The organism is Paractinoplanes deccanensis, from assembly GCF_016862115.1.
Taxonomy (GTDB): domain Bacteria; phylum Actinomycetota; class Actinomycetes; order Mycobacteriales; family Micromonosporaceae; genus Actinoplanes; species Actinoplanes deccanensis.
In genome coordinates this window covers 81,629-93,885 of sequence record NZ_BOMI01000146.1, presented here as the reverse complement: position 1 = coordinate 93,885, position 12,257 = coordinate 81,629, and the positions used below count along the sequence as shown (strand labels likewise).

The 12,257-nt window shown below is 73.7% G+C and carries 14 protein-coding genes; 5 read left to right on the top strand and 9 right to left on the bottom strand.

The genetic code is table 11. The features are described from left to right. The first annotated feature begins 4 nt into the window (after nucleotides 1-4). Nucleotides 5-1,453: a serine hydrolase domain-containing protein gene (locus Ade02nite_RS35695; protein WP_203773424.1), complete on the top strand. Its 1,449-nt coding sequence runs from the start codon at nucleotides 5-7 to the stop codon at nucleotides 1,451-1,453. A 72-nt stretch (nucleotides 1,454-1,525) separates the two neighbouring features. On the opposite strand, the gene Ade02nite_RS35690 is transcribed toward Ade02nite_RS35695, so the two are convergent. The 3 genes from Ade02nite_RS35690 to Ade02nite_RS35680 are packed head-to-tail and all read right to left on the bottom strand — an operon-like array spanning nucleotide 1,526 to nucleotide 3,109. After that, nucleotides 1,526-2,365, bottom strand: a complete 840-nt coding sequence (locus tag Ade02nite_RS35690; protein ID WP_239169293.1) for a carboxylate-amine ligase — start codon at nucleotides 2,363-2,365, stop codon at nucleotides 1,526-1,528. Further along, nucleotides 2,313-2,498, bottom strand: a complete 186-nt coding sequence (locus tag Ade02nite_RS35685; protein ID WP_203773420.1) for a DUF6767 domain-containing protein — start codon at nucleotides 2,496-2,498, stop codon at nucleotides 2,313-2,315. The genes Ade02nite_RS35690 and Ade02nite_RS35685 overlap by 53 nt, the downstream gene beginning before the upstream one ends. Beyond that, nucleotides 2,495-3,109 (bottom strand): thiamine pyrophosphate-dependent enzyme, encoded by a 615-nt coding sequence (locus Ade02nite_RS35680; protein WP_203773418.1) that lies wholly within the window; start codon nucleotides 3,107-3,109, stop codon nucleotides 2,495-2,497. The genes Ade02nite_RS35685 and Ade02nite_RS35680 overlap by 4 nt, the downstream gene beginning before the upstream one ends. Nucleotides 3,110-3,243: 134 nt before the next feature. Here Ade02nite_RS35680 and Ade02nite_RS35675 point away from each other — a divergent pair, with 134 nt between their 5' ends. Then, a complete protein-coding gene (locus Ade02nite_RS35675; protein ID WP_203773417.1) occupies nucleotides 3,244-4,107 on the top strand; it encodes a universal stress protein in 864 nt (287 codons plus the stop codon). Here Ade02nite_RS35675 and Ade02nite_RS35670 read toward each other — a convergent pair. The 3 genes from Ade02nite_RS35670 to Ade02nite_RS35660 form a co-directional block, all read right to left on the bottom strand. Further along, nucleotides 4,092-4,556, bottom strand: coding sequence for a Crp/Fnr family transcriptional regulator (locus Ade02nite_RS35670; RefSeq protein WP_203773416.1), 465 nt, complete (start codon nucleotides 4,554-4,556; stop codon nucleotides 4,092-4,094). The genes Ade02nite_RS35675 and Ade02nite_RS35670 overlap by 16 nt on opposite strands. A 77-nt stretch (nucleotides 4,557-4,633) precedes the next feature. Next, complete coding sequence (locus tag Ade02nite_RS35665) at nucleotides 4,634-6,259, bottom strand: ABC transporter permease (RefSeq protein WP_203773415.1); 1,626 nt, start codon at nucleotides 6,257-6,259, stop codon at nucleotides 4,634-4,636. Continuing rightward, on the bottom strand, nucleotides 6,249-7,157 hold the full coding sequence (locus tag Ade02nite_RS35660) for an ABC transporter ATP-binding protein (RefSeq protein WP_203773413.1): 909 nt from the start codon (nucleotides 7,155-7,157) through the stop codon (nucleotides 6,249-6,251). Before Ade02nite_RS35660 ends, Ade02nite_RS35665 begins: the two co-directional genes overlap by 11 nt. Before the next feature lie 129 nt (nucleotides 7,158-7,286). Between Ade02nite_RS35660 and Ade02nite_RS35655 the strand changes: the two genes are divergently transcribed. Beyond that, a complete protein-coding gene (locus tag Ade02nite_RS35655) occupies nucleotides 7,287-8,123 on the top strand; it encodes a universal stress protein (RefSeq protein ID WP_203773411.1) in 837 nt (278 codons plus the stop codon). Nucleotides 8,124-8,445: 322 nt separating this feature from the next. Here Ade02nite_RS35655 and Ade02nite_RS35650 read toward each other — a convergent pair whose 3' ends face one another. Both Ade02nite_RS35650 and Ade02nite_RS35645 read right to left on the bottom strand, forming a co-directional pair. Continuing rightward, nucleotides 8,446-9,219 (bottom strand): DUF4184 family protein, encoded by a 774-nt coding sequence (locus Ade02nite_RS35650; RefSeq protein ID WP_203773409.1) that lies wholly within the window; start codon nucleotides 9,217-9,219, stop codon nucleotides 8,446-8,448. Between the two features lie 293 nt (nucleotides 9,220-9,512). Next, nucleotides 9,513-10,373, bottom strand: coding sequence for a helix-turn-helix transcriptional regulator (locus tag Ade02nite_RS35645; protein WP_203773604.1), 861 nt, complete (start codon nucleotides 10,371-10,373; stop codon nucleotides 9,513-9,515). Nucleotides 10,374-10,536: 163 nt separating this feature from the next. Between Ade02nite_RS35645 and Ade02nite_RS35640 the strand changes: the two genes are divergently transcribed. After that, on the top strand, nucleotides 10,537-11,166 hold the full coding sequence (locus Ade02nite_RS35640) for a class I SAM-dependent methyltransferase (RefSeq protein WP_203773407.1): 630 nt from the start codon (nucleotides 10,537-10,539) through the stop codon (nucleotides 11,164-11,166). Nucleotides 11,167-11,264: 98 nt separating this feature from the next. On the opposite strand, the gene Ade02nite_RS35635 is transcribed toward Ade02nite_RS35640, so the two are convergent. Beyond that, complete coding sequence (locus Ade02nite_RS35635) at nucleotides 11,265-11,669, bottom strand: hypothetical protein (RefSeq protein WP_203773405.1); 405 nt, start codon at nucleotides 11,667-11,669, stop codon at nucleotides 11,265-11,267. A gap of 167 nt (nucleotides 11,670-11,836) precedes the next feature. On the opposite strand from Ade02nite_RS35635, the gene Ade02nite_RS35630 reads away from it, so the two are divergent. Beyond that, complete coding sequence (locus Ade02nite_RS35630) at nucleotides 11,837-12,232, top strand: Hsp20/alpha crystallin family protein (RefSeq protein WP_203773403.1); 396 nt, start codon at nucleotides 11,837-11,839, stop codon at nucleotides 12,230-12,232. The last annotated feature ends 25 nt before the right edge of the window (nucleotides 12,233-12,257 follow it).

Below are 12,257 nucleotides of genomic sequence, written 5' to 3'. Positions count from 1 at the left end.
GCCGATGATCGGCCTCGACGAGCACGCGCTCACGCGAGACGCCGCCGCGATCGCGCGGCGGCGCCCCTGCGTCGGCCTCGCCCTCGCCCTGATCCGGCCCGGCGTGCCGCCGGCGTTCGCCTGCCACGGGCTCGCCGACATCGCCGCGCGGGTGCCCGTCACCGAGGACACGGTCTTCCGGATCGGATCGCTCACCAAGACCATGACCGCGGTGGCCGTGATGCAGCTGCGCGACCGCGGCCTGATCGACCTGGACGCACCGGCCAACGTGTACCTGCGCGCCTACCGGCTCGGCCCGGAACGAGCGGGCTTCCGGCCGGTCACGGTGCGCCACCTGCTGACGCACACGGCCGGGATCCGTGAGGTGCGCCGGCCCTCCGGGCTGCTCCGGATGAGGGATCTCGGCGAGACGGTGCCCGCCGGCGCGCCCGTGCCCACCCCGGCCGCCTACTACCGCGGGCACCTGCGGGTCCATGCCGACCCGGGCACCCGCTTCATGTACACCAATCACGGGTTCGTCACGCTCGGGCAGATCGTCGCCGACGTGACCGGCATGCCGTTCGGCCGCTATCTGCGGGAGCATCTCTTCGAGCCGCTCGGCATGCGGCACACCGGCCTGGCCCACCCACGCGGGGCCCGCGCCACCGGCTACGAGCTGCGCCGGCACGGCGCGGTCGCGATCGCTGACTACGAGGTCGTCACCGCGGCCGCCGGCGGCGTCCGGTCCACCGCGGCCGATCTCGCCCGCTACGCCACGGCCCTGCTGGGCGGCGGCCACAACGGGCACGGCGCGATCCTGCCGTCGGCCACCGTGGCCGAGATGTTCGCCCCGCAGTTCCAGCCGGACCCGCGCCTGCCCGGCATCGGCCTGGCGTTCTTCCGCGCCGAGCTGAGCAGCCTCGCCGCCGTGGAGCACGACGGCGTCCTGCCCGGCTTCGACGCGCAGCTGTTCCTGGTCCCGGCCGCGAGCGCCGGTGTCGTGATCCTGGTCAACGGTGCCCGGCGGGGCCTGCATTGGCTCGGCCCGGAGGCCGCGGATCTGCTCCGGCGGGAGCTCGGGCTGCCGCCGCCGCGCGGCCGGGACGTGCCGCATAGGCCGGAGGTGTGGGCCGGCCTGTGCGGCCGCTACCGCCTCTCGGCGTACCCGACCGATCCGGCGCGCCTCTTCCTGGGCGCCGGCGCCGAGGTGCTGGTGCGGAACGGGCAGCTGACGCTCCGCTTCCTCAGCCCGGTGCCCGCGCTCCTGCGGGGCGCCCCGCTGGTGCCCGACGACCCCGGTGACCCGTACGTCTTCCGGTCCGCCCTGCCGATCGGCGGCGGCCGGGTCGTCTTCAGCGGCGAGCCGGGCGCGCCCGCCCGCGCGCTCCACCTGGACCTCGGCCCGCTGACCCTCACCCGGCGCCCGCTCACCCGCAGCCCTTTCACCCGCAGCCCGTTGACGCGCAACCCTTGACGTGCAGCCCTTTCACGCGGAGCCCTTTCACACGGAGCCCTTTCACACGGAGCCCTTTCACCTGGCGCTCTCTCATGTCGCGCCGATGAGCACGCCCGCCGGCCACGTGATGTCGGCCAGTTCGGCCACCAGGGCGGCCGGGGACTCCGCCCGCCGCCAGGCCGCGCGCTGACGCTCGGCCCCGGTGCCGCGGGCCGCGACGGTGCTTAGCAGGCTTTCCACCGTACGGTCGTCGCCGAGGCCGGACAGCGCGCCGCTGACGTGATCGACCAACCTGCTCAGCAGGGTGCCGGCCGCGGTGGGGGCGCCGCTCCACGGGTCGATCGCCGGGCCCGCGAGGCCGTGCCGGGCGGCCAGGTCCAGCGCCGAGCGGATCGTCGCCCGGCCGGGACGCGGCAGCGGCCGCCCCGCCCGGTCGTCGGCGACGGAGGTGGCGACGAGCGCGCGGATCAGCACCGCGAGCAGCACGGCGGTGTCCACGTCCGGGCTGACGTCGGCGATCCGGACCTCGACGGTGGGGTAGCGAGGGGACAGCCGGGCGTACAGGTAGACGCTGCGCTCGTCCAGGGCGGCGCCGCGTTCGATCATCTTGCGGAGGGAACGGTCGTACGCGTCCGCACCGGTCCACACCGACGGCGGCCGTGCGGTCGGCCAGCGCGACGTGATGGTGAACCGGCGGCTCGCCCAGCCGGTGTCCCGCCCGTTCTCCAGCGGCGAGGCAAGCGCCGGCGTGCCGTATGGCGAGATGCCCGCGGCGACGAGGCGGCAGCCGCGGGCGCGGCCGGCACCGGGTGGCTGCCGGCCGGATCGAGCAGCAGGAAATCCTCTTCCACACCGAACGTCGGCGGGCGGCGGTCCGTCATGGCGGGCTCTCCTCCGGTCGCGTCTCGCGGGCACGCAGCGCGGCGGCATGCACCCCGGCGCGCAACTCGTCGTCGGTCATCACGAGGTACACCAGGGGACAGTCCCGCGGGCCGGTCGCGCCCATCTGGCACAGCGTGCAGGGCTCGCCGGGCCGCACCGGGCAGCGCGGGTCCGGCTTCACGGCCGGCCTCCCGGCCCGGCCGCCAGCACGGCTCGCACGTAGGCGCGGGTGTCGGCGTCGATGGCACGCAGCGCGTTCTCGTCGAGCTGGTGCTGGGCGAACATCCGCGCGGCGAGCGCGGCGACCGGGTCGGCGTCACCGAGGCGCAGCTCGACCAGGCGCGGGGGGCCGCCGGCGCGCAGCGCGTCCAGGTGGAACCGCATGGCCGCCAGGACCGCCTCGGCGTCGAGCGCGTCCACGATCCCGGAGGGCGAGGACGTGCCGTGCGCGGCGGTGCTGAGCCGTGCGGCCAGCGCACGCCGGTCGTGGCGGCGGGCCGCGTCGAGCCATCGATCCAGGTCGTCCACCGCTCCCGTGTCACCTACGCAGATCAGCACGCCGGGGGCCGAGACCCGGTCGGCGTTCCCCAGGCAGCGGATCACTGTGTCACCCGGCCCCAGCGCGCCCCAGGTGCCCGCGGCCACCGCCTCCTCGCCGGGGCGGAACGTCGCCCGGCAGCCGTCCAACGGCACGGCCGCGCCCCGTTCGGCGAAGTGGCGGGTCAGCAGCATGCGATGCATCAACCGGGTGCGCACCTCCGCCGAGCGGCGCTGCGCCACGGACCCAGACATGACCGGCACCTCTCCTCGGGGGCTGCTTCCAGCGTCGTCCGGGCACCGGGCACCGGCCAGGGCCGAAGGACTCTCCCGCCGGGCCGGGCGCCGGCCGACCCTGGAAAGGGGACCGAGGGGAAGGCGGCAGAACGATGACCTCGCTACGGGTGATGGCCGGCTACGACGGGTCGGTGGCGGCGGCCGAGGCGATCGAGGTGGCGGCCGCGCTGATGCCGGGGGCGCACGCGTGGATCACCTATCTGTGGTCGCCGCCGTTCGGCAACGATGTGGTGCGCCGCCGGCTGTGGCAGGGCACCCGCCGGGTCGACGACTTCGTCGCGCGGGCCGAGCGGGAGGGCGGCACCGAGGCCGAGCGCATCGCCGCGATCGGCGTGACGCTGGCCCGGGCGGCCGGGTGGCAGGCCGAGCCGCTGGTCGAGCGCAGCTACGGCGGTGAGGGCGTGCAGCTGGCCGAGCTGGCCGAGAAACTCGACCCGGATCTGCTCGTCCTCGGCTCGCGCGGCCTGAGCGGCGCCCGTGCCGTGCTGGGCAGCGTCTCGGACATGGCCGTGCACTACGCGCCGCGGCCGACGCTGGTCGTGCCGCACCCGCTGTTCCTCGCCGAGCGAGGGGCGCTGGGGGACGGGCCGATCGTGGTGGGCTGGGACGGCTCCCCGGGCGCGCGGCTGGCGCTCGCCGCCGCCGAGGGCCTGTTCGGCGGCCGCCGGATCGTGCCCGTCGCGGTGCACGACGGCGTCCCGCTGCCGGACGTCCCGCAGCGGTACCCGCTGGTGGCGATCGAGGGCCCGTCCGGCCGAGCGGCCGCCGAAGCCCTCCTGCGGCAGGCCGCGGACCTGCGCGCCGCCGCAGTGGTGGTCGGATCCCGCGGCCGCTCGGCGATCCGCGAGATTCTCGTCGGCAGCGTGGCGATGGCGACCCTCCACCACGCCGCCCGCCCGGTCGTCGTGGCCCCGCACCGCTTCGCCGCCGTGACCGCCGATCAGGGCGGCGGATAGAAGGCGGCGATGCGCCGGCGGGCCGCGTTCAGGCGCTGCTGGGCCACGGCGAGCATCCGGGTGGTGAACTCGAGGCCGAACATCGGGTCCTCCGAGATGAGCCCGCGCAGCGCTCCCGCGCGGAGCTCGATCGTGTGGCACTCCGCGACGACGAACGCGCCCACCGTGGACCGGAAGGGCGGAACGAGGCAGGACCAGCCGACGACGCCGTCGGCGCCGATCAGCTCGATCGGCATCTCGCCGCCGGGCACGTGGAAGTCCAGCCGGACGAGGCCGTCACGAACGAGCCAGAGGTGGTCGGCGGGAGCGCCCTCGCGCAGCAGCCTCGTGCCCGCCGGCCACACCACCGGCATCCCGCAGGCCGCGAGGCGGTGCAGCCAGCCCGACGGGAGATCCGCGACCAGGCCGTGCAGGGTGAGGTGGTCGAAGACCGTCAGTGACGCCGTCATCGCCGGCTCCTTCCTATGTGGTGGATCGGGCTCTTCTCACTGTGGAACGACTCCGCTCGCGCGGAGAGTCTTGTCTCTCACCACAGGCCGCGCCGGCGGATGACGAGCAGGCCGGTCAGCGTCCACGCGGCCACGACGGCCAAGTGGGTCCAGGCGAAGCCGGCACCGCCGCCGTCCGGGTTCGTGGCCGTCAACAGGGCCTGGAGCAGGTGCCGCAGCGGGAAGACCCCGGCCACGGTGGTGAGAGGAGCGGGCAGGGGCTGGTCGCCCACCACGAAGATCTCGGAGGCGAAGCAGAGGGGCAGCAGCGTGCCGAGCGTGATCGCCACCAGTGAACGTGCCGACCGCAGCAGTGCCGCGACGGCCAGGCCGAGCGAGGCGAAGCACACCGAGCCGGCCACGATCGTCAGGAGCAGGGCGGGCAGATGCGCGAGCGGGATCCGGACGCCGAGGAAGCCGACGCCGGCGACGGCGAGCACCGTGGCCGCCAGCAGCGTGGTGAGCAGGGCCGCGGACACCCGCCCGCCGAGGTACCAGCCCAGCGGCAACGGCGTGCCGCCCAGGCGCTTGAGCACCCCGGCCGATCGCGCGGCGACCAGGGCCTCGGGCAGGTCGACGTACGCGGACACCGCGGTGGTATACGCCACCATGCCGGCGAACAGGTACTGGGCCATCGCCAGGCCGTGCACCCGCGCGTCGCCGAACACGGCCGGGAAGAGCACCAGCAGCAGCGCCGGGAAGATCACGGCGAAGAAGACCGCGAGGGGGTCGCGTGTCAGCCCCGTCAGCGCGTAACGGATCTGCCCGGGCAGCAGGGAGGCGGAAGAGCGCCGCGGGTATGCGGCCGGCGGCGACAGGCGTGCCTCGGTACGGGCTTCCGCCGACGGGCGCGGCCGGGACTCCCCGCGCGGCTGCCAGCCGAACCACCGCTGGGCGACGAAGGCGCCGGCGGCCGTCCATGCCGCGAGGACGACCAGATGGCCCGGCAGGAAGCCGTAGCCCGCGGCGGGGTCGAAGGTCTCGGCCATGGCCAGGGCGAAGTGCTTGAGCGGCAGGGCGGAGCCGATCGCGGAGAGCCAGCGCGGCAGGTCGGCGCCGACGATGAAGACCTCCGAGATGAACGCCAGGGGGATCAGCAGCCCCTGGGCCAGGGCCTGCGCCGCCGTGGCCGTGCGCACCAGGGCCGCCAGCGCCAGGCCGAGCGACGCGCAGCAGGCGATGCCGCCCAGGAGCGCGACCAGCATGGCGGGCACCTTGCGCCAGATGACGTCCACGTCGTACGCGAGCACGCCCACCGCGAGGAGCAGCGCCACCGCGGCACCGGAGATGACCACCGAGGCGGCGATCCGGGCGGTCAGCACGGTGCGGGCGGGCACCGGTGCGGCGCGCTGCCGCAGCAGCACACCGTTCTCCCGCAGCACCGCCATGTCCGTGGCGAGCAGGGTGAACGAGGCCTGCGCCACGCCGAAGACCGCGAACGGCGACACCAGGAACTGCGCCACCGGGACCCCGGCCCCGGTCGTCTCGTTGCCGACGATCGACGCCACGATGATCAGGAAGGCCAGCGGGAACGCGAGCGTGAAGAACGCGGCCGGCGGGTTGTGCGCGAACGCCCGCAGCGCGTGGACGGTCAGCGGTGCCAGCGCCCGGACGCGGGTGGCGGGTGTCGGCGGGTGCACCCGCGCGGGGGTGTCAACGGCCATCGCCGGCCTCCCCGGTCAGGGCCAGATAGATGTCCTCCAGCGTCGGCGGGCTCACGGTGAGGTCCTCGAGCGGGGTCCAGCGTGCGGTCGCCCAGGCGGTCAGGTGCCACGTGTCCGCGACCGGCTCGCGGCTGTCCAGCCGCACCACGCCGCCGGCCAGCCGGGGACGCGCGCTCAGCGGCGGCAGGCCGGACAGGCCGCCACCGGGGATCCGGAAGCTGATCACGGTCGGCAGGTCGCTGGCCGCGCGCAGCTCACCGGGGGAGCCGACGGTCAGCAGCCGCCCGTCGCGCAGGACGCCCACCCGATCGGCGAGGCGTTGCGCCTCCTCGAGATAGTGCGTGGTCAACAGGATCGTGGTGCCCAGGTCACGCAGGCTTGCCACCAGGTCCCAGGCGTGGTGACGGGCGGCGGGGTCGAAGCCGGTGGTCGGCTCGTCGAGGAAGAGCAGGTCGGGCGCGCCGGCCAGCCCCAGGGCCAGATCGAGCCGGCGCCGCTGGCCGCCGGAGAGGCCCTTGACGCGCGTCGTCCGCTTGGTGGCGAGCCCGACCAGGTCGATCAGCTCGTCCGGGTCGTGCCGGCGAGGATAGAGGCTCGCCTGGAGCCGGACCAGCTCGCGGACGGTGAACTCCTCCTCGAAGCCGGCCGACTGGAGAACGACGCCGATCCGCGCCCGGTAGTCCGCCCCGCCGGTGGCCGGGTCGAAACCGAGCACGTCCACGGTGCCGGCGTCCCGGGACCGGTAACCCTCCAAGATCTCGACGGTCGTGGTCTTGCCCGCACCGTTCGGGCCCAGCAGGGCGAAGATCTCGCCGTCGCCGACCGTGAAGCTCACACCGTCGACCGCGCGCACGGTGCCGTACGAGCGCGCGAGGTCGCGTACCGCGATGGTGGTCATGCCCCCAGCGTCCGGCCCGGCGGCCCGCCGGCACCAGCGGACGAGGTCCCCGGTACCGGGACCAATGGCCCTGGCACCGGGGCTCCCGCCGGTGTGATGGTGGCCGGGAGACTTCCGGGGAGGCCGGCGATGAGCGATCTCCACAAGCTCACTCGGTACGGCGAGGCGGTCAGCCGCTATCTCGGGCCGGCGGCGCGCCTGGAGCACGCGGCCGGCCGGCGGGCCGGGCTGGTGCTGGTGGGAGTCGACGACAGCCCGGCCAGCGGCACTGCCCTCGATCACGCCGCGATCGAGGCCGAGCTGCGCGGCTGGGAGCTGCGGCTGGTGCACGCGCAACGGGTCCGTGACCATCGCGCCGACGGCGGCGGCGCCGCCTCGATCCTGCTCGGGCGGATGACCGACCGGGTGCGGGCCCGCGCGCCGTCGGTCCCGGTGAGCAGCCGCCTGGTCACCGGCTCACCCGTGCCGTTGCTGCTGGTCGAGGCGCGCAAGGCCGGTCTGGTCGTCGTGGGGCGGAGTCATGGCGCGGCAGGCGCGCTCTTCGGCGCGAGCGTGGGGGAGCGGATCGCCGCCGAGCACACCGGCGTGGTCGAGATCGTGCGTGCCCCGGGCTGGCCGCCCGGGCCGGGCGCCGGTGGCGCGCCGGTCGTCGTGGGCGTCGACGGGGACGACAGCCCGGCGATCGGCTTCGCGCACGGCGAGGCCCGGGTGCGTGGCTGCGATCTCGTGCTGCTGCGGGCCGCGACGGCGCCGCGCGCCGCTTCGGCCGACACCGTGGGCGGCGTGCGGATGCACCGGCGGTTCGTCACCGACGACCCGGCGACGGCTTTGATCGAGGCTTCGCGAACCGCCGGCGCACTCGTCGTCGGCCGGCACGCCCCGGGCGGGACCGCCGCCGGCATGCTCGGTGCGGTGAGCCGCGCGGTCGCCCGGCGCGCGCACTGCCCGGTCTTCCTGGCCGGCTGAGCGTGTTTGCCGCCCCTCCGCCGGCGGCGGCTGGTGCCGCATGACTTGGCCGCGCCGGCCGGGAATCGGGCTCTCCGCCGGCGGTGGATCCGGAGCCGCGTTTGCTCTCCGCGTAGGCGATCTGGAGGCAACCCGGTGTACGGGTGCACGGATCTGCCGAAGAGCGCGCGCTGGATCGCTGCCCTCGCGCAGCCCCACCTCGTGGTCGCCGTGCGTGCCGCCTAACGGTGTGGCGGCGCCGGTGACGCTGTTGCGACGGTGCGGACTTGGCGAAGATCGACGGCTGCGCCGGTGTGTTGGGAGTTTCGGCGAAGTTTGTTGACTATGGGTGATCTGCCGGTGAACCCATGCTGGTCAGGCCGGCTGTGGTTATTCGCCGCTTGTGCGGGCGCCAGATCGTGGCGACGGCGACGAGGCCGACGGTGCCCAGCGCGGCGCCTCGGGAGAATGCCAGGTACAGAGATCCGGTGAGCAGGCCGTGCAGGAAGCCGGTGGCTGCCGGGCCGAGGATCGCCGACCACGCGAGCAGGCGGATCCGCGAGGGTAGAACGTCGCCTCGGGCGCGCACGGGCGCCCGGCGCCACCAGGCGACGACCCACCCGATGACGATCGCCGTTCCGGCGGTGTCGCTGATGTGTTGCATCCATTGCCACCCCATCAGCGAGCCGTGGCGAGACGCCAACCAGGGAACGTACCTGGGACCCCACATCCAGTCGTGGGTGATGCCGTCCCAGGCCAGATGGGTTGCCGCGCCGATCAGGACGGCTATGAGGACGCGAACGCCACGATCCTTGCGGGTGAAGTGGAACGCGATCCCTTTCGGAACGTCGGCTGGTAAGCGGGCGGACAGCGGGCGTGGCGACAGGGCGATGACGGCCGGAGCGAACAGCACCTGCCACAGTACGAAAACGACGGTGCCGAGAACCAGGTCCAGGGTCACCAGGCCCAGCGGCGTGTGCGCGAAATGGACCGGCGCCGCAAAGGCCGACACCATCAGGAGATCCGGAGTGATGGCGCCGATCACGAGGGCGGAGCCCGCCAGCCCACGACGCACGACGGGAAGTACTGCGGCCGGATGGACCGGGGTGAACGGCATTCCGCATCTTAGACGAGCAGGTCCTAACTGAAGTCAATGGCAAACCGTGGCCAGCCGAATAAGCCAGACGGCACCCACCTGACCAGCCAGCGCGCACATCTGCCGCAGTCCGTGCGTGCCGGCACCGCGCGCCGTCACGCTGCGTGGCTGCCGCTCGGCGTCGCCGGACGTCCAACTGCGGACGGGACTGAGCGACTCTGCCGATGTGCGAGCATCTGATCTTACTGACCAGTCGGCGCGTAGTTCGGGCCCGCCTGACCGGTGTGGCAGGCGGGCCCTTTATGGCCAGTCGGTCAGCGGCGTCGCCAGAGCGCGGGCGTGGTCTGGTGCTCGGCCCGGAAACGGCGGATGAAGTAGCTGGCGTCGGTAAAGCCGACCCGGTGGGCGATCGCCGCCACCGTCAGGTCAGTTTCGGTCAGCAGCTGACGGGCCTCCTGCATCCGCCGCTCGGTGAGCCACTGCTGCACGGTTCGGCCGGTCCGGAGGCGTACCGAGGTGGTCAGGTGCCCCGGGGTCAGCGCCAGTTCGCCGGCCACGTCGGCCAGCGAGATGGGCTCGGCGAACCGGTGCTCGATCACGTCGAACACCGCGGCCAGCAACGGCTCGTCGGCCGCGCGCAGTTCACCGGCGAGGTCACCGGCCAGCCGGGCCGCCGCGACCAGCAGCAGCATCAGGTGTGCGAGGGACGCCTCCGACCATCCGGTCGCACGGGTCTGCAACTCGTTGTCGAGTGCGCTGATCCGCTCCACCCAGCCGGGCCGCTGCTCCCGTGGGACCCGCAGCCGCTGCGTCCGGTCGGCGCCGCAGGCGAACGGGAACAGCAGCGGGTGGGCACGCCACGAGTACGCCCCGCCGCGGATCACATCGGCGGGGAAGAACACTACCCATCCGTCCTCGATGATTCGGCCGGCCGGCTGCGGAAAGGACAGCACCTGCCCTGGCGCGATCACGAACAGGTCGCCGTCGGCCACGGTCCAGGCGCGGTCGTCGATCAGGAAGCTGCCGCCGGCGCGATGTGCGTACAGCAGGACCAGGAAGTCGTGCGTATGCGTCTGCGGCCCGGGTAGCGGCTGCGGCGTCAGCGGCTGGTCGGGCAGCCGGGTCACCGCCACCGGCGGGATGCCGGGTAACCGGCGGAACACCGCGACCGGCACGCCGCCGGTGGTCCGCCGGGCCATCCGAGTCGGCCGTGCGTGCGCCGGAACATCCGAAGAATGTCCTATCCCTGCCACGGATTCGGCGATGTCCTCGCTCTGCTTGGGCACAACCCTGAGAGTACGACCGAAGTTCGTCTGATCACTACTGCGGGAGGCTGCCATGACCGGAGCCGTACGGCCGTACATCCCGGCGATGGGCCGGCACTGGATGCTGTTCCTCTACGACCCGTTCACCCGGGCGGCCGGCATCTCCCAGGTGCACGGGCAGCTGCTCGATCACGCCGCCGTTCAGCCCGGCCACCGGGTGCTGGAGGTCGGCTGCGGACCCGGCGACCTGCTCATGCAGCTCGGCCGCCGAGTGCCGGGAGCCGATCTGATGGGGATCGACCCCGACCCGGCCGCGCTGCGCAAAGCCCGCCGCAAGGCCGCTCGCCGCGGCCTGGCAGTGCACTTCACTCTCGCGTACGCCGACGAGCTGCCGCTGCCGGACGACAGCCTCGACCGGGTGCTGTCCTCCTACATGCTCCACCACCTCGACGAGGAGCCACAGGTGGCGGCGATGCGCGAGATCCGCCGGATCCTGCGCCCCGGCGGCGAGCTGCACCTGCTCGACGCGGACGGGACACCACGCCCGGGCACGCGAGGCCACCGGCACCCCCGGCTGGCCGGGCACACCCCGGAACGGATCCAGGCGGTCATGCGCCAGGGCGGGCTGACCGAGGTCTCCCAGACCGGCCACGGCAGCCGCCGGATCGCCGGGCACTACTCCTTCTTCCGCGCGGTCGCCTGAGACAGCGGGCGCCTTGGCAGGCCATTCCGAAGGCGGGATGACCAGCGCCACCAGCTCCCTCGGCCACGCCGCCGACCTTCGCCCAGGTCGGGATCGGGTCAGAACTCGCCCACTCCCGGGTGTGTCCCGGACCCGGACCCGTCCCGCCAGCGCACCGGCGGTTCGATGCCGAAGCCGCGGTGGCCGTAGCCGTCCTCGTCCCGAACGTCGAGCAGGAACGGGCCGGTTCGCACGGGGCGGGCGTCCCCGGCGGGGCGGGTGCCGGCCGAGCCTTCGCGCAAACCCATGCCGGCACCGGCGAGCGTCACCCCGCCCACCGCGGCCGCGAGCAGCCCGACCACGACACGCTGCGCGATGGTTCCTTCGCCCCAGCCGGCCACAGTAACGGCGCCGGAGAAGACGAGAACGGCCGCGACCAGGAAGAAGGCCCCGACGAGAAAGCTGCCGATGATGATGGCCGTGGACGCGGTCCACGACTTGCCCGCAGAACGCCGGCGCTCCATCCACAAACGATAGACAGCGACAGACCCGGCGAACAAGTTGTGGCAACGCCGGCGTGGCACCGGGTCTCATCGACTCCGTACGGGCCCGATGTGAGGCCCTTCGGCCCTGACCGCCGCGCCCCCCGCGAGGTCGCATGGAAGGGACGGGAACGCGGAAGGAGGAGACGATGAGTGGACTGTTGCCGCGCCTGTTCGGTGACATGACGGACTGGTTCGAGGTGGACTTCCCGCGGCCGCTGCCGGCCATCCGGTTCGAGGACAAGGTCAGCGAGGACGAGTACGTGCTGAGGGCCGAGCTGCCCGGGCTGGACCCCGAGAAGGACATCCAGATCACCGCGCTGCACGGGGTGCTGACGGTCCGCGCCGAGCGCCGCGAGGAGGAGCAGAACCGGCACCGCACCGAGTTCCGGTACGGCTCGCTCCAGCGTTCGGTGCGCCTGCCCGGCAACGCGGACGAGGATGCGATCAAGGCCACCTACCGCAAGGGGATCCTCGAGATCACGGTGCCGCTGACCGAGCCGCAGCCGTCCGGAAGGCAGATCGCCATCGCCAAGCAGGAGTGACCGATCCGACGACGGCGGCCCCGCG